This is a genomic window from Halomonas sp. 1513, assembly GCA_001971685.1.
Classification (GTDB): Bacteria; Pseudomonadota; Gammaproteobacteria; order Pseudomonadales; family Halomonadaceae; genus Franzmannia.
In genome coordinates this window covers 3132097-3150320 of the sequence record CP019326.1, presented here as the reverse complement: position 1 = coordinate 3150320, position 18224 = coordinate 3132097, and the positions used below count along the sequence as shown (strand labels likewise).

The window sequence follows — 18224 nt, the reverse complement described above, 5'->3', positions numbered from 1 at the left end:
GCCCTCTGGACGCCGGTCAATCGCGCGGCGTTGACGGCAGGCGGGTCAGCGGCCCCTGGGCCAGGCCCCAGCCGGCCACCAGCAGCGCCAGCATGCCGGCCAGGATGTGGCCGAAGCTGCTGCCCAGGTCGAGAGCGATGCCCAGCACTGCCGGCGCCAGGCCGGTGGCGAAGACCATGCAGGCACTCAGGGTGGCACGCACCCGCCCGAGGTGCTCCACGCCCCACAGCTTGACCAGCAGGCTGGTGGCGACCGGCTCCTGGGCACCCATCGACAGTCCGCCGCCGACCATCAGCGCCCACACGCCAACGTGGCCACCCACCACCAGCGCCAGCAGCAGGGCCAGGGCAAAGGGCAACAGGTAGCAGCGCGCCAGCAGCAGCGGCCCGATACGGTCCACCAGGCGCCCGCCGAGCAGCGCGCCGGGCAGCTTGGCAATGCCCATCCCGGTTAGTGCCAGCGCATAGACGGCCAGGCTGCTGCCCAGGTCGGCGGTCATGCTGGCCTGGTAGATGAACATCCCGGTCATGGTCACCGGCAGGATCATCAGTAGCGGTAGCAGGCGCCAGAAGCGGTGGTCGCGAAACGGTCGCGGGCCTTGCTGCGGCTGGCCGCGCCGCGGACGCTGGCGCGGTGCGTCGGGCCAGCGTGCGCGCAGCAGCAGCGGCAGCCACAGCGAGGCGAGCACCAGGCAGAACAGCCACCATAGTTCACGCCAGCCGAGCCAGATCAACAGCGCCGCCATCAGCGGTGGCAGCAGGGTTTCGCCGAGCATCATCCCCAGGCCGACCAGGCCCAGGGCGCGGCCGCGCTGATGGCTGAATTCGCGCCCGGCCAGGGTGTTGCCCAGATGCGTCATCATGCCCTGGCCGCAGAAGCGCACCAGACCGAGCCCCAGCAGGCCGGCTAGCCACCACGGCGAGAGCGTCAGCAGCAGGATGCCGACGAGCAGCGCGCCCAGCACCAGCGCGGCGAAGCGTCGCGGTGGGATCCAGTCAATGGCGGGACCGAAGCGCAGCATGGCGAAGCCGGCGGCCAGCGTCACCAGGGCGTAGGCGCTGCCGAACTGGCCGGCGCTGAGGCCCAGCTGCTGGCTGATCGGTGCCTGAAACAGGCCGATGAAGAAGCTCTGGCCGAGGCTCGAGGTGAACATCGCCAGGAAGGCGATGCCCAGCAGGCCGTAGTGCTGACGTAGCAGGGTGCGATACCCCATTTGCGCCTCCCTGTGCGTCGACGTGCCGCGGATGGCAAGATGATGGCATGGTCGGCGCGACGCCGGCAGGCGTGCAGCATAACAAGTGCGGCGTAGCCAGGTTAGCGAGGAGCCCGAGATGAACCACCCCGAACTCGACATGCCGACGGTAGAGGCGCGGCTGGCGGCGCTGCGCCAGGAACTGCTCGCCGATAGCGCGTCGAGCAGCGAAGCACGCGACACCGTGGTGCTCGACCAGACCTCGGTGGGGCGGCTGTCGCGGATGGACGCGATGCAGGGCCAGGCCATGGCCAAGGCCGAGGAGGAGCGCCGCCAGCTGGCCCTGAAGCGTATCGAGGCGGCACTGATACGCATCGAGCGCGGCGACTTCGGCGAGTGTATCGGCTGCGGCGAGTGGATCGCCGCCAAACGTCTCGAATGGGATCCGCTGGTGTTGAAATGCATCGACTGCGCGAAAGCGCAGTGAAAACCGTCGCATTCAGATAAAATTTCAGTTCATCATGCCACTTATGCAGTCTAATCAGGAGCAGGGCAATGTCTATCACCCGTCATGACACCAAGGCGCGCATGAGCCGCGCGGTAATCCACAACGGCGTGGCCTGGCTGTGTGGCCAGGTGGCCGGGCCCGAGGCGCGGCACGGCGATATCACCGCCCAGACCGAGAGCATGCTGGCGCGGGTCGATGCGCTCCTCACCGAGATCGGCTCCGATCGCGAGCACCTGCTGTCGGCGACGATCTACCTCAAGGATGGCCACGATGTGGCGGCGATGAATGCGGTCTGGGATGCCTGGGTGCCCGAGGGGCATGCACCGGCGCGCACCTGCGTATGCGCGGCGCTGCCGGCCGATGAGCTCAAGGTCGAGATTACCGTCACCGCCTTGGTGCCCGGCAGCGCCTAAGTGCTAGTCGGCGGCTTCGTCACTCGCCGCGGCCGGCTGTCGCGGCTGGTGGCGTAAAAACACCGCCATACGCTCGGCATCGCATTCACCTACCTGACATAGCTGTTCGGCGATCTCGGCATACTGGCGCAGCACCGGATCGATCAGGCCCAGGCGGGCGCTATCGCCGCTGGCCTGCTCGGCCTCGCCGGCCAGCCATTCGAACAGGCGCCCGAGTCGCGCGATATTGGGATCGCCGCGGCCGGTGTTGCCGCGCATGGCGTCCACCGCAAGGCAGCGCAGTACGCTGCGCTTGTTGGGGTCGAGGCTCTCCTTGTCGAGCAGCGCTTCGGCCTGATGCACGAAGCGCTCCATCAGTTGGGCGGCTTCGGCGGCGCGCAGCTGGCGGCTCTGTGTCTCGAGGCTCTGAATGAGCGCCGCCTGCTGGACACGCAGGCCACTGACCAGGCTCGCCACCAGCATCAGCAGGCACAGCAGTCCTGTCACTGCCAGGCCGTAAACTGCCAGTGCCACGAGATCCTCGGCGCCTAGCGGTAGGCGCAGGTCACTCAGCGACAGCCCCAGGCCGCCAAGGGCGAGCGCTGCTACCACGATTAGCACCAGCGTAGCGGCGCTCGGCGAAGCGTTGCGGTTCATCCATGTGCTCCTGTCGACACTCGGCGCGTATCGCCGAGTGTCCTGACAGGGCTATCGGCCGGCAGGGGGGAAACTTGAGTCGGGGATCAATCGTCGGCGTCGTCAGCCGCGTCGGTGTCCGTTGCGTCATTCTGGTCGGCCATTTCCTCGACCTCTGCGTCGATCTCCTCGGGGTCGACCTCCTCGGCCATGACCGCGTCACCGTCATCGTCGTCCGGATCCTGTTCTTCCCGCGGCGCAGCCTCGACCTCCAGCCACTGACCTAGGAAGGCGCTCAGCGACGCGTCGACCATCGCGCTGATGGCGGAGAACTCGATCTGCAGCTCGTCGCCGTTGGCGTCGTGTATCTCCAGGCGCTGCCAGCCGCTGTCATCGCCGCTCAGCAGCAGTTCGCCGAGCTGCTGCTCCAATGCCGGGGCGCGGGGGCTGAAGCGGGCCTGCCAGGCGTCTGCCTCACCGGCCAGGGCGATGGCGTAGTCCTCTTCGAGCGGCGCCCAGTTGCCGCCCAGCAGGTCGACCAGGTGGCGTCCGAATTCGACCCTGTCCGGGAGCAGCTCGTCGAGCAGTTCGCGGTCCGGCAGGCCATCCTCCTCGATGTCGTCACGAGGGCCGGGCAGGCGTTTCGGAAACGCCAGGGTAGCTTCGCGCGGGGAGGCGAAGCGCCATACCAGCAGGCGTTCACGCTGATAGAGAAATTGTCCGTCGCTGTGCAGGCGCGACTGCTGTTCTTCCCGCCAGTGGCGCTGTTCGAAGTTGCCCTGCAGCTGGGCCGGGGTGGCCAGCTGGCGCTGCAGATCCTCGCGCTCAAGGGCCTGGGCGCTGGCGCAGAGCAAGGCACTGCCTGCCAGGCAAGCCAGCGACCGACGAACGGGAAGCGATGACACAGGGAGCATGTGGACTCCGTCCGGGGAAACCGAGTGCGTGAGCAGACCCCATGATGCGCCAATCGGTTCCCGGCGAAAACCTCTGGCGGCGCGCTGGTTGCGGTTAAGGCTAGCGGCCTACGGGAAAGCGCGTCGCCTGCAGGCTATCCTTGATCTTCTTGAGGTGAATCAGGAAATCCTCGCCGCGGCGCAGGGTGACGCCGGTGGCCAGCACGTCGATCAGTGCCAGGTGGATCATCCGCGAGGTCATCGGCATATAGACGTCGGTGTCCTCCGGCGCGGTGACCCCAAGGGTTTCGGTGCACTCGCCGGCCAGCGGCGAGTCGGGGGCGGTGATGCCCAGTACTACCGCGCCGTTCTCCCTCGCCAGACGGGCAATTTCCACCAGTTCCCGGGTGCGTCCGGTGTAGGAGATGATAACCACCACGTCACCGGTATGGCTGGCGGCGGCGACCATGCGCTGCATCAGCACGTCTTCATAGGCCATCACCGGCAGGTTGAAGCGGAAGAACTTGTGCTGGGCGTCCTGGGCCACCGGCCCAGAGGCGCCCAAGCCGAAGAAGTGGATCTGCTTGGCCTGGATCAGGTAGTCGACGGCGCGTTCGACACGCCTGGCGTCGAGCGCTCGGCGCGCCTCGTCGAGGGCGGCGATGGTGGCACCGAAGATCTTGTCGCCGTAGCCGGCGGCATCGTCGTCGCGCTCGACGCTGCGGCTGACGTAGGGGGTGCCGCCGGCCAGGCTCTGTGCCAGCTTGATCTTGAAGTCGGGGTAACCCTTGGCCTCGAAGTTGCGACAGAACCGATTGACCGTAGGTTCGCTGACCGAGGCGGCCTGTGCCAGGGTGGCGATGCTCATGCCGGTGGCCGAGGCGGGGTCGGCGAGAATCACGTCGGCAACCTTGCGTTCGGAGCGGTTGAGCTCGTCCAGGCGCTTGCGGATACGTTCGATCAGGTCATGGCTGGACATGGGCGGCTAGACTCTTGGTAGCGGGCAATCATCGCTGTGGTACGGCGACGGCCTTGATGCATGGCGACCGATGATGTAGTGATTTAACTACATTTTCACGGCTATCCTAGCGGGAGGATGCCAGGATGACCATACATGGCTCGACGCTACTGCATCTTTGGTAGTAAAATTACAGATAAATGTTGCTTTATCTGTCAGCGAACACGTATTTTATCGGTAAGTTAACCAAATTTCAGGGGGCAAGGCATGAGTCAGCACAGCGCGATGCCGAACGTGGCCGACACCGAGATCGATCTGGCGCTGTTCGGCGCGTTGGGCGACCTGGCGCTGCGCAAGCTGTTTCCGGCGCTCTATCACCTCGACCGCGAGGGGCTGCTGCCCGAGGGTACCCGTCTGCTCGGTCTGGCACGTCAGGATATCGACGGCGAGGCGTTTCGCCAGCAGGTCGCCGATGCCCTGCAGCGGCGGGTAAAGAGCAGCGAGCAGGACAAGGCCAGCCTCAAGCGTTTCATGGCGCGTCTCGACTACCTCAAGCTGGATTTCGCCAGCGTCGAGGGATACGAGGCGATCCGCGCCTGGCGCGAAGGGTCGCCGCGGCCGATGGTGGTCTATCTCTCGGTGCCGGCCAGCATCTACGGTGATATCTGCCGTAACCTGCAGGCCAGCGGCAGCCTCGACGACAGCGTCCGGGTAGTGGTGGAGAAGCCGATCGGCTACGACCTTGCCTCATCGCAGCAGATCAACGACGTCATCGGCGAGGTGTTCCCCGAGTCGCGGATCTACCGCATCGACCACTATCTGGGCAAGGAGACGGTGCAGAATCTGATCGCGCTGCGCTTCGCCAATCCGCTGTTCGGTACCCAGTGGAACCAGAACCACATCTCCCACGTCGAGATCACCGTCGCCGAGCAGGTCGGCATCGAGGGCCGCTGGGGCTATTTCGACCAGGCCGGCCAGCTGCGCGACATGGTGCAGAATCATTTGCTGCAGCTGCTGTGCCTGATCGCCATGGACCCGCCCTCGAACCTCGACGCCGATGCCATCCGCGACGAGAAGGTCAAGGTGCTCAAGGCGCTCAAGCCGTTCGTCGGCGAGGCGCTGGGTCGCGACGTGGTGCGCGGCCAGTATACCGCCGGCACCAGCGAGGGCGCCGCGGTGCCCGGCTACCTCGAGGAGGAGGGTGCCAATACCGACAGCCACACCGAAACCTTCGTCGCCATGAAGACCGAGGTCGCCAACTGGCGCTGGGCGGGGGTGCCGTTCTACCTGCGCACCGGCAAGCGCATGCCCGAGAAGCTGTCGCAGATCGTCATTCACTTTCGCCAGCAGCCGCACTATATCTTCGACCCGGACCAGCGCAGCCTGGCGGCTAACAAGCTGATCATCCGCCTGCAGCCGGAGGAGGGCATTGCGCTGCAGGTGCTGACCAAGGACAGCGGCTTGGACAAGGGCATGCGCCTGCGCCCCGGGCCGCTGCACCTGGATTTCAACAACGCCTTCCCCAAGTCGCGGATTCCCGATGCCTATGAGCGCCTGCTGCTCGAGGTCATGAAGGGCCAGCAGTACCTGTTCGTGCGTCGCGACGAGGTCGAACACGCCTGGCGCTGGTGCGATCAGCTGATCGCGGGCTGGGAGGCGCGCGATATGCCGCCGCGGCGCTATCCTGCCGGCTCCTGGGGGCCGGTCGCGTCGATCGCCATGATCACCCAGGACGGCCGCAGCTGGTATGAGGACTATTGACATGAGTCAGGCTCGCCAACAACTCGCCGAACAGCTCGCCGAGGCCGTCGCCGAAGCGCTGCGTGTGGATCTTGACCGTCAGGAGCGCGCTCTGCTGGTGGTGTCCGGCGGCTCGACGCCGGTACCCTTCTTCGCTGCGCTGGCTGCCTATGACCTGCCGTGGTCGCGGGTCGAGGTGACCCTCGCCGACGAGCGCTGGGTCGATGCCGAGAGTGCCGACAGCAACGCCCGCCTGGTGCGCGAGCATCTGCTTCAGGGGCCGGCAGCGGCGGCCCGCTTCGTGCCCTTGACCAGTGCCGCCGAGACCCCCGAGCAGGGCGTGGCCGAGGTGGCCCGGCGGATCGAGCCGCTGGCCTGGCCGGCCAGCGTGGTGATCCTCGGCATGGGCGGCGACGGCCATACCGCCTCGCTGTTTCCCGATAGCCGTGAGCTCGACCTGGCGCTGTCCAGCGATGAGCCGCTGGTCGCGGTACGCACTCCGAGCCAGCCGCAGCCGCGCATCACTATGAGTGCCGGTCGCCTGCACCAGGCGCGCCGCCACATGTTGCACATCAACGGCGACGACAAGCGCAGCGTGCTGGCCGCGGCGCTGGGCGGCGACGACGTTCGCGCACTGCCGATCCGCGCCTTCCTGGCCTGCCCGCTGGCCATCTACTGGGCGCCCTGATCCCCTCTGGAGACTCCGAACATGACCATCGACAAGCAGCTGCCATCCACGCGCACCACCGAACTCGACAGCATCTGCCTCAAGGCCGAGGTGATCCCGGTGATCACCATCGAGCGCCTCGAGGACGCGGTGCCGATGGGCCGCGCCCTGGTCGAGGGCGGCTTGACCGTCCTCGAAGTGACGCTGCGCACCGACTGTGCCCTGGAAGCGATCAAGCGCATGCGCGAGGCCTTGCCGGGGGCCAGCATTGGCGTCGGTACGGTGCTCACCCCGGCCCAGTATCGCCTGGCCGAGGAGGTCGGCGCCGACTTCGTGGTTACCCCAGGGGCCACCGAGGCGCTCTACCGCTACGGCGTCGAGAGCCCGGTGCCGATGCTGCCCGGCGTGTCGACCATCTCCGAACTGATGACCGGCTGGCAGTACGGCTACCGGCGCTTCAAGTTCTTCCCCGCCGAGTCCAGCGGCGGGGCCAAGGCGATCAAGGCCTTCGGTGCGCCGATTCCCGAGGCGCGCTTCTGCCCCACCGGCGGCATCAGCGTCGACAACGCCGACGAGTACCTGGCGCTGCCCAATGTGATGTGTGTGGGCGGCTCCTGGCTGACCCCCAAGGCGCTGGTGGAGGCCGAGGACTGGAGTGCCATCCGCGAGCTGGCGCGCCAGGCCGCGGAGCGCTTCCACCACTGAGGCGTTAGCGAATTCGATCTCTCTCGACAGCCCGTGCTGTTGTTCGGCCCGTTCCCCGTGAGCGGGCCTTTTTTTGGTGCGCCAGGCATGGCGCGCAGCGCCTGACGGGCGCTGTTTCCGAGGGTGGTGCCTCGGGATGACTCGGGGGTGAGAGTCCCCTACGGACCCTGATAGCGGGAACCGTTAGCTGAACAGCAAGGGTGTCCGTCGCGAGGCGGAATCTGAAGGAAGCTGAAGGCAAACTCCTGGCCCGACGAACAGGAACCGTATATGAGGCTCCCGCATCTGGGCGAGAGGGCTAAGATCCTCGAAACCCGATAGCTATCCAGAAGGTGCGGTAGTAAATGCGGCGGGTAGGTGGGAGGAAGGTCGCGCGTCTTACCCTGGGAGGTCTGGTGGTCTGCCACGGTGCTACCGGCGTCGAGAGGCGGCGGGATGGGTCACCAGACGTCAGCAGAGGTCATAGTAAGTGCCGATTCACCCCGGCACCAAGGGCCGAACATGAAGAACCGCGAGTAGGCGATGACGTCTCGAGGATCGATCATGAAGACAGACACTGACGCTGATACCGTCACCCACCCAGAGGGGCAGGGGCGGAACTCTGAGTCCCGGCCGGTGGGCGTCGAGACGGTCCCGGCGTCGTCATCGTGGACGAAAGCGGAGCCCGCCCCGCTCATGGAGGCCGTGGTAGCGAAGGCCAACATGGCGCGGGCTTACCGGAAGGTGGTCGCCAACCAAGGCGCACCGGGTGCCGACGGCATGACGGTGGATCAGCTGGCCGATCACCTGAAACAGTACTGGCCGACGCTGCGCGAGCGGCTGCTGGCCGGTGAGTATCATCCCAGCCCGGTCCGGGCCGTCAAGATTCCCAAGCCCAAGGGCGGGACACGGCAGCTCGGCATCCCCACGGTGACCGACCGGCTGATCCAGCAGGCGCTGCTTCAGGTACTGACGCCGATCTTCGATCCGACATTCTCGGCATCGAGCTACGGCTACAGGCCAGGGCGCAGTGCCCAGCAGGCCGTCTCGGCGATGAAGGCCCATGTCACTGCCGGCCACCGCTGGGTGGTCGATCTTGACCTGAAAGCCTTCTTTGACCGGGTGAACCACGACCTGCTGATGGCCCGGGTCGCGCGCCGCATCCGCGACAAGCGGGTACGGCGCCTGATTCGTCGCTATCTGGAAGCCGGGATGTTTCAGGACGGCCTGCCCGCGCCACGCCAACAGGGAACGCCGCAGGGCGGACCGCTGAGTCCGCTGCTGGCCAATATCCTGCTGGATGACGTGGACAAGGAGCTGGAACGCCGCGGTCACCGCTTCTGCCGCTACGCCGACGACCTGCAGGTATACGTCAGGAGTCGTCGAGCGGGTGAGCGCGTTATGGCTAGCCTGAGTGATTTTCTCGAGAGCTCACTCAGGCTCACGGTCAATCACGCCAAGAGTGCGGTGGACCGCCCGTGGCACCGCGGGTACCTGGGCTACACGCTGACCCGACACAAACTGCCGAAGCTGACGCTGGCCAAGGCCAGCCTGCAGCGCCTGATGCAGCGTGTCCGTGAGGTACTCAAGCGTGGCAAGGGGCGCAATATCCGACGCGTCGTCGAAGAGCTGGTGCCAGTCCTGCGAGGCTGGGCCAGCTACTTCAGTCTCGTCGATGTTAAACGCCCGTTGGAAGCGCTGGATGGTTGGATACGCCGCCGACTGCGCTGCGTGATCTGGCGGCAGTGGAAGCGGCCGCAGACTCGACGCCGGAAGCTCCTGGCGCTGGGGCTGGACGACCAGCGCGCCTGGAAATCGGCGGGGAACGGTCGAGGCCCGTGGTGGAACGCCGGGGCCTCGCACATGAATCAGGCCCTGCCACGGAAGTGGTTCAACCAACTGGGCCTGATCTCGGTACTTGATACGGTAAGAGGGCTTAGCCGTTCTTCGTGAACCGCCGTGGTACGGAACCGTATGCCCGGTGGTGTGGGAGGGCGCCGGGGGTGACCCCGGCCCCTACCCGATTATCAGGGGGCAGATGGCGGGCAAAAGAAAGCGCGCCGGTCATCGAGAGATAGCCGGCCGCGCACAAGCGAGTTGCACTGAAGGCGTCATCCAGGCGTGGGCACCATTGCCCCTGCCTGATGGCGTTGGTCTCGGTGGCGCCCGGCACAGCCGTTCGCTGCGAGACCCGGGCAGTATAGGCAGTCGGCGTTTGCGGAATAAGTGGGTACAATCGAAAACTAGTGTTTCCAAAATGGAAACATCTGGCCTGGTCGATCATTCACTAACGCGGGGCAGGACATGGCAACCCTGGATGCCTTGAAAGTCTTCGTCGAGGTCGTGCGCAGCGGCAGCTTCACCGCCGCGGCACGGCGCCTGGGTATCTCCAAGTCGCTGGCGTCCAAGCGCGTGGCGGCCTTGGAGGATGAACTGGGGGTGAGTCTGCTCAACCGCTCGACCCGCTCGCTGCGGCTCACCGAGTCGGGACAGATCTACTACGAGCACGGGCTGCGCATCCGCGAGGAGCTGGCCTCCGCCGAGGCCCAGGTGCAGTCGGTCACCGCGCGGCCGCGGGGCCAGCTCAAGGTCAGCGCCCAGGTCAGCTTCGGCTTCATGTACCTGGCGGCGCCGACCACCGCCTTCATGCGCCGCTATCCCGACGTGGCCGTGGAGATCCTGCTCGAGGACCAGCGCTTCGAACCCATCGACGATGCCGTCGACCTGGCGATCCGCATGGGGCCGCTGCCGCCCTCGAGCCTAGTGTCGCGGCCGCTGTGCAAGGTGGTCTACGGGCTCTATGCATCGCCCGAGTACCTGGCCAGGGTCAACCGCCCCCAGCACCCCCAGGACATCCGCGAGCACGACAGCGTGTTCTACGGCAACTACGACCTCGGCGCCCACTGGCGCTTTTCACTCAACGGCCAGCCGCTGGATATCGAGCCGGGCTCGCGGCTGGTGATCAATAACCTGCTGGGGGTGGTGGAGGCGGCCAAGGCCGGTTTCGGACTGGCCTACCTGCCGACCTTCGCCGCCCGCCAGGCGGTGGCCGAGGGGCTGCTGGTGCCGCTGCTGCAGCCCTACTGGAACGAGCATGGCAGCATGCTGGTGCTGTTCCGCTCGCGTAAGTACCTGCCCGACAAGACCCGCGCCTATCTCGACTTCATTACCGACTGGTTTCGCGAACACCTGGCGCTGTAACCCCTTACCAGGGGATGGGGTCTCCTGCCCAATCCCAGAAGCCGCCGCTGTCGTCGGCGCTGCGCTCGGCGATCACTGCCAGCAGCCGCTCGGCCACGAAGTCAGGGGTGAACAGCTTGCCGTCGGGCACCCGTGCCTGAAACGGCGCTGAGAGCGCGGTATCGGTGGTGCCGGGGTGCAGGCAGAGCACGCACAGCCGGCGGTTGAGGCGCTTGAACTCCACCGCGGCGGTACTGAGCAGCATATTGTGGGCGGCCTTGCTGGCACGGTAGGCGTACCAGCCGCCGAGGCGGTTGTCGGCAATCGAGCCGACCCGCGCCGAGAGGCTGGCGAAATAGGCCGGATGCGTGCCCTTGAGCGACGGCAGCAGCGCCTGCAGTAGCAGCGCCGGGGTCGCGGCATTGACCTCGAAGAGCCGCGCCAGCGCGCCGGGATCGAGATCCTCGAGGCGCTTCTCCGGGGCGATGCCTGCGGCGTCGTCGTGAAGCATGCCCAGGGTGTTGACGATGAGGTGCAGCGGCGCACCGTCGAGGTGGTCGGCCAGCGCCGCGCGGCCCTCGGCAGCGGTCAGGTCGGCCTGCAGCGGCTCGGCGATGCCGCGTGGGTCGTGCTCATCGAGAGCCAGTGGGCGTCGGCTGACGGCGATCACTCGCGCCACCTGCGGCTCATCGAGCAGGGCGTGGCAGAGCGCCTGGCCGATGCCGCCTGAGGCACCGGTGAGCAGTACGTTGATGCGCTCCGGGAGCGTGGGAAACATGGCTAACCTCCTGACGTTGCGCCGCTCAATGGACTCTCGGGCGGGCGAATGATTCCCCGGCTGATGGGCAGCGGGGGAGTGCGTATAATGCCGGCAAGCTTCTCGACCCAAGGATTGCAGCAGATGACCGTACGCACGCGCATCGCCCCGTCGCCCACCGGCGACCCCCATGTCGGCACCGCCTATATCGCGCTGTTCAACCTGTGTTTCGCCCGCCAGCACGGCGGTCAGTTCGTGCTGCGCATCGAGGACACCGACCGGGTGCGCTCCACCGCGGAGTCCGAGCAGATGATCCTCGACTCGCTGCGCTGGCTGGGCCTCGACTGGGACGAAGGGCCTGACGTGGGCGGTCCCCACGGCCCCTATCGCCAGAGCGAGCGCGGCGAGATCTACGCTGAGCACGCCCAGCGGCTGCTCGATGCCGGCCACGCCTTCAAGTGCTACCGCACCAGCGAGGAGCTCGACGAGCTGCGCGAGGCGCGCAAGGCCGCCGGCCTGCAGATGGCCCTCAAGCCCGTCGATCTGGCGCTGCCCGACGACGAGCAGGCGCGTCGCGAGCAGGAGGGTTGGCCCTATGTGGTGCGCATGCAGGTGCCCAGCGAAGGCACCTGCGTGGTCAATGACATGCTGCGCGGCGAGATCGAGGTCGACTGGGCTCAGGTCGATGCGCAGATCCTGCTCAAGTCCGACGGCATGCCCACCTACCACCTGGCCAACGTGGTCGACGACCACTTGATGGGTATCAGCCACGTGCTGCGCGGCGAGGAGTGGATCAACTCGGCGCCCAAGCACCAGCTGCTCTACGAGTACTTCGGCTGGCAGATGCCGCAGCTCTGTCATATGCCGCTGCTGCGCAACCCAGACAAGTCCAAGCTCTCCAAGCGCAAGAACCCGACCTCGATCAACTACTACCGGCGCATGGGGTTCCTGCCCCAGGCGGTGACCAACTACCTGGGCCGCATGGGCTGGTCGATGCCCGACGACCGCGAGAAGTTCTCCCTCGACGAGATGATGGCCAGTTTCGATATCCAGCGCGTGTCGCTGGGTGGGCCAGTGTTCGATCTGGACAAGCTGACCTGGCTCAACGGCGTCTATATCCGCGAGGACCTCGACGACGCGGCATTTCTCCAGGCGCTGCGCGACTGGGCCTTCAATGAAGCCTACGTCAACCAGATCCTGCCCCAGGTACGTCCGCGGGTGGATACCCTGTCCCAGGTCGCGCCGCTGGCCGGGCACTTCTTCTCCGGGCTGCCGGCCATCGACGAAGAGAGCTTTGCCGACGTCAAGCTCGAGCGCGAGACGCTGCTCAAGCTGCTGCAGTTTCTGGTCTGGCGCCTCGAAGGGGTGGCGCGCTGGGACAAGGAGTCGCTGCTGGCCGAGGTCAAGGCGCTGGGCGAGCACTTCGAGCTCAAGATGAAGGCGCTACTGGCGCCGGTATTCATCGCCGTGACCGGCTCGGCCACCTCGACCTCGGTGATGGATGCCATGGTGATCCTCGGCTCCGACATGACCCGTGCACGGCTGCGCCATGCCATCGATGTGCTCGGCGGCGTGTCCAAGAAGCAGGCCAAGCGCTTCGAGAAGGAATTCCGCGAGCTGTGAGGCGTGGCGCGAAAAGCGGTTGACGAAGCACGAGGTGCCGGGTAGTATACGCCTCGTTCTTGAGAGACGGGGCCTTAGCTCAGCTGGGAGAGCGCGACACTGGCAGTGTCGAGGTCAGCGGTTCGATCCCGCTAGGCTCCACCATCTCGGAACCGATGCGTCCCATTCGTCTAGTGGTCCAGGACACCGCCCTTTCACGGCGGGAACAGGGGTTCGAACCCCCTATGGGACGCCACCTCCTTCAGAGAAGACGCCCAAGTGGCGTCTTTTTGCTTTGTGAGGCCTGCGTGCCTCATGACGCGCGGACTCATGCCCGTGCCTCCCCACCCTGACCCTGATGCACAAGCCATAAATCGCCCATCGAGGCTTGACATATCCCCTGAGTTGTCCACGGCGCCCGGCGTGCGGCGATGGCTTGTGCACAACCTTCATATAATCTGGGGTTGTTCGAAAAAAATACGTTTAATCCATAAAAATCAGTGACATAGAATTGTTTAAAAATTGAGCAATCTAACTGCAACCCGCTTGTCACGGTGGCTTGTGCGGCTTATCTCGAGGTTGCGCACAGCGTTATCCACAGATTGTGTGGAAAACCCTCGGTGACCCGCCGGGAGGCAAGGGCAGGGCTGGGTTCGCCGTGGTGCAGCAATGGGCGCAAGGGGGTGCAGGGGGTGGGTGTCGGCGGAAAGAGACTTATACAAGAGCTGTGGTGCTCGCCGGAGGAGGTAGCGGCATAACGCAAGCGGGCCACCTCGAAGGGTGGCCCGCTACGCGAGCGCTGTCGCTCGCCGAGTGGCGCGCGTGCTACTTGGTCGGGTAGTCGCGCTCGGTGTGGCCGGTGTAGAGCTGGCGCGGGCGGCTGATCTTGTAGTCGCTGCTGATCATCTCGTTCCAGTGCGAGATCCAGCCGATGGTGCGCGACACGGCGAAGACCACGGTGAACATGTTGGTGGGAATGCCGATCGCCTTGAGGATGATGCCGGAGTAGAAGTCGACATTGGGGTAGAGCTTGCGCTCGATGAAGTACTCGTCCTCCAGGGCGATCTGCTCGAGCCGCTTGGCGATCTTGAGCTGCGGGTCGTCTGCCATGCCCAGCTCGGCCAGCACCTCGTCGCAGGTCTCCTTCATGACCTTGGCGCGGGGATCGAAGTTGCGATACACGCGGTGGCCGAAGCCCATCAGCTTGAACGGGTCGCTCTTGTCTTTGGCGCGGTCGATGAAGCGCTGGATGTTCTCCTCGGACTCGTCGCCGATCTCGTCGAGCATGCTCAGCACGGCTTCGTTGGCGCCGCCGTGGGCCGGACCCCATAGCGCTGCAATGCCGGCGCTGATACAGGCGAAGGGGTTGGCGCCGGTGGAGCCGGCCAGGCGTACCGTGGAGGTGGAGGCGTTCTGCTCGTGGTCGGCGTGGAGCATGAAGATGCGATCCATGGCCTTGGCGAACACCGGGTTGACCTTGAACTCCTCGCAGGGGTTGCTGAACATCATGTAGAGGAAGTTCTCGGCGTAGCTCAGGTCGTTGCGCGGATAGTTGAACGGCTGGCCGATGTTGTACTTGTAGCACATCGACGCCAGCGTCGGCATCTTGGCGATCAGGCGGATCGCACTGATGGTGCGATCCTCCTCCTTGGTGATGTCGAGATGGTCGTGGTAGAAGGCCGCTAGGCCGCCGACCACGCCGCACAGGATCGACATCGGATGAGCGTCGCGGCGGAAGCCCTTGTAGAAGTTGGCCAGCTGCTCGTGCACCATGGTGTGATTGCGGATGGTGCTCTCGAACTGGGTGTACTGCTCGTCGTCGGGCAGCTCGCCAAACAGCAGCGCATAGCTCAATTCGACGAAATTGGAGTGCTCGGCCAGTTGGCCGATCGGATAGCCACGATGCAGCAGCACGCCCTTGCCACCGTCGATGAAGGTGATCGCCGACTCGGTGGAGGAGGTGGCCATGAAGCCGGGATCGTGGGTGAACAGCCCCTCGGCGCCCAGGGTGCGAACGTCGACGACATCTGGCCCCATGGTGCCAGAGTAGACCGGGAATTCGATCGTCTTGTCGAGCCCGTCTACGGTCAATCGTGCTTTTCTGTCAGCCATGTCGGCCTCCTCTACAGTTCTGTCGTCGGACGATAAGTCGTTGTCTCGCTTGCCAAGCTGGCGAAAAAGGTCAGCCCACTATAGAAGCGTGCCGGGGATTGTCAATTAGCCCATAGCGGCGATCTATTGTGCGAACCTTTAATATTTATACAGGTCTTGTATAGTAAATGGTGCTTTGCACCATTGTCCGCGCTGGGGGCAGTAGGTCAAGGCTACACCATGGTCGCAAGCGGTCGTCGACAATTTGTCATGGTGAGCCCCAGTCCCTATAATCCACCCCGCGCGACTGGCAGGAAACGGAGGTCGTGCCGACTTGGCAGACGGCCGAGCCCTTCCTCAAAACCACCGCCCGCTCGGGCCATGCCCGAAGCACAGAGCGGGCCAAGAGAGTGTGTATAGAGCCGTGAATAGCAAACGACCCGTTAATCTCGATATCTCCACCATCAAGCTACCGCTACCCGCCCTGACGTCGATCACTCACCGTATCACCGGCATTATCCTGTTCGTCGGCCTGATTTTCGCTTTCTGGGCGCTGGACAAGTCGCTGTCGTCCCCGGCGGGCTTCTATGCGGTGCAGGACGCCCTCGCCAACAACCTGTTGGCCAAGCTGGTCGCCTGGGGGCTGCTGTCGGCGCTGGCCTTCCACTTCGTGGCCGGCATCAAGCACCTGCTGATGGACCTCAATATCGGCGTGACCCTGGAAAGCGGCATGCGCAAGGCACAGATCACCGTGGTGGTCAGTGCGGTTCTAGTGATCCTCGCAGGAGTCTGGGTATGGTAACCAATATCACCAACTTCGGTCGCAGCGGCCTATCGGACTGGCTGATCCAGCGTTTCTCAGCCGTCATTCTGGCACTCTACACGCTCTTCATCGTCGCCTACCTGCTGCTCAACCCGGGCCTCGACTATGCCACCTGGAGTGGTCTTTTCGCCCAGACCTGGATGCGCATCTTCTCGCTGCTGGCGTTCGTCTCGATTGCCGCCCACGCCTGGATCGGGCTGTGGACCGTGACCACCGACTATCTCAAGCCGACCGGCATCCGCCTGACGGCACAGAGCGCCATCATCCTGGCCATCTTCGTGTTCCTGGTCTGGGGCATTCAAATTCTGTGGGGAGCCTGATCCATGTCCAACATGCGTAGCCTGTCCTTCGACGCCATCATCATCGGCGGGGGTGGCTCCGGCCTGCGTGCCGCGCTCGAGCTGGCCAAGTCCGGCAAGAAGACCGCGGTGCTCTCCAAGGTCTTCCCGACCCGCTCGCACACCGTCTCTGCCCAGGGCGGTATCACCTGTGCCATCGCCTCGGCGGACCCCAACGACGACTGGCGCTGGCACATGTATGACACCGTCAAGGGCGGCGACTATATCGCCGACCAGGACGCCGCCGAGTACATGTGCTCCGAGGGCCCCAAGGCGGTCTTCGAGCTCGAGCACATGGGCCTGCCGTTCTCGCGTTTCGACAACGGCCGCATCTATCAGCGGCCGTTCGGTGGCCAGTCCAAGAACTTCGGCGAGGGCGGCCAGGCGGCGCGCACCTGTGCCGCGGCCGACCGCACCGGCCACGCCCTGCTGCACACCCTTTACCAGAACAACCTGAAGAACAATACCACCTTCCTCAACGAGTGGTATGCGGTGGATCTGGTCAAGAACGCCAACGGCGACGTGGTGGGCTGCATCGCGCTGGACATCGAGACCGGCGAAGTGGTGCACGTCAAGTCCAAGGCCACGGTGCTGGCCACCGGTGGTGCCGGGCGCATCTACGCTTCCACCACCAACGCCCTGATCAATACCGGTGACGGCATCGGCATGGCGCTGCGCGCCGGCTTCCCGATGCAGGACATGGAGATGTGGCAGTTCCACCCCACCGGCATCTACGGCGCCGGCACCTTGGTCACCGAGGGCTGCCGCGGTGAGGGCGGCTATCTGGTCAACAAGGACGGCGAGCGTTTCATGGAGCGCTATGCGCCCAACGCCAAGGACCTTGCCGGCCGCGACGTGGTAGCGCGCTCGATGGTCATGGAGATCCTCGAGGGCCGCGGCTGCGGTGAGAAGGGCGACCACGTCTTCCTCAAGCTCGATCATCTCGGCGAAGAGGTGCTGGGCAAGCGCCTGCCGGGCATTGTCGAACTGTCCAAGACCTTTGCCCACGCCGATCCGGCCAAGGAGCCGATCCCGGTGGTGCCGACCTGCCACTACATGATGGGCGGGATCCCCACCAACGTGCACGGTCAGGCGATCATGCAGGACGCCGACGGCAACGACCAGATCGTCAACGGCCTGTTCGCCTGTGGCGAGGCGGCCTGCGTGTCGGTGCACGGCGCCAACCGCCTGGGCGGCAACTCGCTGCTCGACCTGGTGGTGTTCGGCCGCGCGGCGGGGATGTTCATCGAGGGCGCGCTCAACGAGGGCATCGACTACCTTGACGCTACGCAATCCGACGTCGATGCGGCGATGAAGCGCATGAGCCGCTGGAACGAGTCGAGCGGCGGCGAGAGCGTGCCGGAGCTCAAGGCCGAACTGCAGGACATCATGCAGAACGCCTTCGGCGTGTTCCGCCAGGAGGACAACATGCAGGAGGGCGTCAAGAAGCTCGCCGACCTGCGCGAGCGGATCGCCAATGCCCACCTGGGCGACAAGTCGAACGCCTTCAACACCGCGCGTGTCGAAGCGCTGGAGCTCGACAACCTGATGGAAGTGGCCGAGGCCACCGCGATCTCGGCGCTGGAGCGCAAGGAGAGCCGCGGTGCGCACTCCCGCTATGACTATCCGGATCGGGACGACGTCAACTGGCTGAAGCACTCGCTCTATTTCCCGGCCGACAAGCGGCTTGGCAAGCGCGACGTCAACTTCACGCCGAAGACCGTCGATACCTTCGAGCCGAAAGTCCGTACATATTAAGGGGG

The 18224-nt window shown here is 65.2% G+C and carries 17 protein-coding genes and 2 tRNA genes; 13 read left to right on the top strand and 6 right to left on the bottom strand.

Features of this window, described 5'->3' with window-relative positions; all coding sequences use genetic code 11:
- Window positions 1–16: 16 nt before the first annotated feature.
- Window positions 17–1213, bottom strand: a complete 1197-nt coding sequence (locus BWR19_14305; GenBank protein APX94010.1) for an MFS transporter — start codon at window positions 1211–1213, stop codon at window positions 17–19.
- A 118-nt stretch (window positions 1214–1331) separates the two neighbouring features.
- Between BWR19_14305 and BWR19_14300 the strand changes: the two genes are divergently transcribed.
- Both BWR19_14300 and BWR19_14295 read left to right on the top strand, forming a co-directional pair.
- On the top strand, window positions 1332–1679 hold the full coding sequence (locus tag BWR19_14300; protein ID APX94009.1) for a molecular chaperone DnaK: 348 nt from the start codon (window positions 1332–1334) through the stop codon (window positions 1677–1679).
- Between the two features lie 68 nt (window positions 1680–1747).
- The gene (locus BWR19_14295) at window positions 1748–2113 is read left to right on the top strand and encodes a hypothetical protein (protein APX94008.1); all 366 of its coding nucleotides are present in this window, start codon (window positions 1748–1750) and stop codon (window positions 2111–2113) included.
- A 3-nt stretch (window positions 2114–2116) separates the two neighbouring features.
- On the opposite strand, the gene BWR19_14290 is transcribed toward BWR19_14295, so the two are convergent.
- From BWR19_14290 to BWR19_14280, 3 genes are all read right to left on the bottom strand, one after another.
- Window positions 2117–2749, bottom strand: a complete 633-nt coding sequence (locus BWR19_14290) for a hypothetical protein (protein APX94007.1) — start codon at window positions 2747–2749, stop codon at window positions 2117–2119.
- Between the two features lie 86 nt (window positions 2750–2835).
- On the bottom strand, window positions 2836–3582 hold the full coding sequence (locus BWR19_14285; protein APX94006.1) for a hypothetical protein: 747 nt from the start codon (window positions 3580–3582) through the stop codon (window positions 2836–2838).
- A 160-nt stretch (window positions 3583–3742) separates the two neighbouring features.
- Window positions 3743–4600: a transcriptional regulator HexR gene (locus BWR19_14280; protein ID APX94005.1), complete on the bottom strand. Its 858-nt coding sequence runs from the start codon at window positions 4598–4600 to the stop codon at window positions 3743–3745.
- 246 nt (window positions 4601–4846) lie between these two features.
- Between BWR19_14280 and BWR19_14275 the strand changes: the two genes are divergently transcribed.
- From BWR19_14275 to BWR19_14255, 5 genes are all read left to right on the top strand, one after another.
- Window positions 4847–6340 carry a glucose-6-phosphate dehydrogenase gene (locus BWR19_14275; GenBank protein ID APX94004.1) on the top strand — a complete coding sequence of 498 codons (1494 nt, stop codon included), beginning with the start codon at window positions 4847–4849 and terminating at the stop codon, window positions 6338–6340.
- A 1-nt stretch (window position 6341) separates the two neighbouring features.
- On the top strand, window positions 6342–7007 hold the full coding sequence (locus BWR19_14270; GenBank protein APX94003.1) for a 6-phosphogluconolactonase: 666 nt from the start codon (window positions 6342–6344) through the stop codon (window positions 7005–7007).
- A 21-nt stretch (window positions 7008–7028) separates the two neighbouring features.
- A complete protein-coding gene (locus tag BWR19_14265) occupies window positions 7029–7691 on the top strand; it encodes a keto-deoxy-phosphogluconate aldolase (protein APX94002.1) in 663 nt (220 codons plus the stop codon).
- A gap of 615 nt (window positions 7692–8306) precedes the next feature.
- Window positions 8307–9623, top strand: coding sequence for a group II intron reverse transcriptase/maturase (locus tag BWR19_14260; protein ID APX95040.1), 1317 nt, complete (start codon window positions 8307–8309; stop codon window positions 9621–9623).
- Window positions 9624–9974: 351 nt separating this feature from the next.
- Window positions 9975–10871, top strand: a complete 897-nt coding sequence (locus BWR19_14255; protein APX94001.1) for a LysR family transcriptional regulator — start codon at window positions 9975–9977, stop codon at window positions 10869–10871.
- A 4-nt stretch (window positions 10872–10875) separates the two neighbouring features.
- On the opposite strand, the gene BWR19_14250 is transcribed toward BWR19_14255, so the two are convergent.
- Entirely contained in the window at window positions 10876–11628 is a 753-nt protein-coding gene (locus BWR19_14250) for a short-chain dehydrogenase (GenBank protein ID APX94000.1), read from the bottom strand.
- A gap of 123 nt (window positions 11629–11751) precedes the next feature.
- Between BWR19_14250 and BWR19_14245 the strand changes: the two genes are divergently transcribed.
- The 3 genes from BWR19_14245 (at window position 11752) to BWR19_14235 (ending at window position 13465) form a co-directional block, all read left to right on the top strand.
- On the top strand, window positions 11752–13230 hold the full coding sequence (locus tag BWR19_14245) for a glutamate--tRNA ligase (GenBank protein ID APX93999.1): 1479 nt from the start codon (window positions 11752–11754) through the stop codon (window positions 13228–13230).
- 68 nt (window positions 13231–13298) lie between these two features.
- A tRNA-Ala gene (locus tag BWR19_14240) sits at window positions 13299–13374 on the top strand.
- Between the two features lie 15 nt (window positions 13375–13389).
- Window positions 13390–13465: transfer RNA gene (locus BWR19_14235), tRNA-Glu, on the top strand.
- A gap of 569 nt (window positions 13466–14034) precedes the next feature.
- Here BWR19_14235 and BWR19_14230 read toward each other — a convergent pair.
- Window positions 14035–15321, bottom strand: coding sequence for a citrate (Si)-synthase (locus BWR19_14230; GenBank protein ID APX93998.1), 1287 nt, complete (start codon window positions 15319–15321; stop codon window positions 14035–14037).
- A gap of 391 nt (window positions 15322–15712) precedes the next feature.
- Here BWR19_14230 and BWR19_14225 point away from each other — a divergent pair, with 391 nt between their 5' ends.
- Genes BWR19_14225 through BWR19_14215 form a run of 3 tightly spaced genes read left to right on the top strand, consistent with a single transcriptional unit; the run spans window position 15713 to window position 18219 of the window.
- A complete protein-coding gene (locus BWR19_14225) occupies window positions 15713–16102 on the top strand; it encodes a succinate dehydrogenase, cytochrome b556 subunit (protein ID APX93997.1) in 390 nt (129 codons plus the stop codon).
- Complete coding sequence (locus tag BWR19_14220) at window positions 16096–16443, top strand: succinate dehydrogenase, hydrophobic membrane anchor protein (protein ID APX93996.1); 348 nt, start codon at window positions 16096–16098, stop codon at window positions 16441–16443. Before BWR19_14225 ends, BWR19_14220 begins: the two co-directional genes overlap by 7 nt.
- A gap of 3 nt (window positions 16444–16446) precedes the next feature.
- The gene (locus BWR19_14215) at window positions 16447–18219 is read left to right on the top strand and encodes a succinate dehydrogenase flavoprotein subunit (GenBank protein ID APX93995.1); all 1773 of its coding nucleotides are present in this window, start codon (window positions 16447–16449) and stop codon (window positions 18217–18219) included.
- Window positions 18220–18224 lie beyond the last annotated feature (5 nt).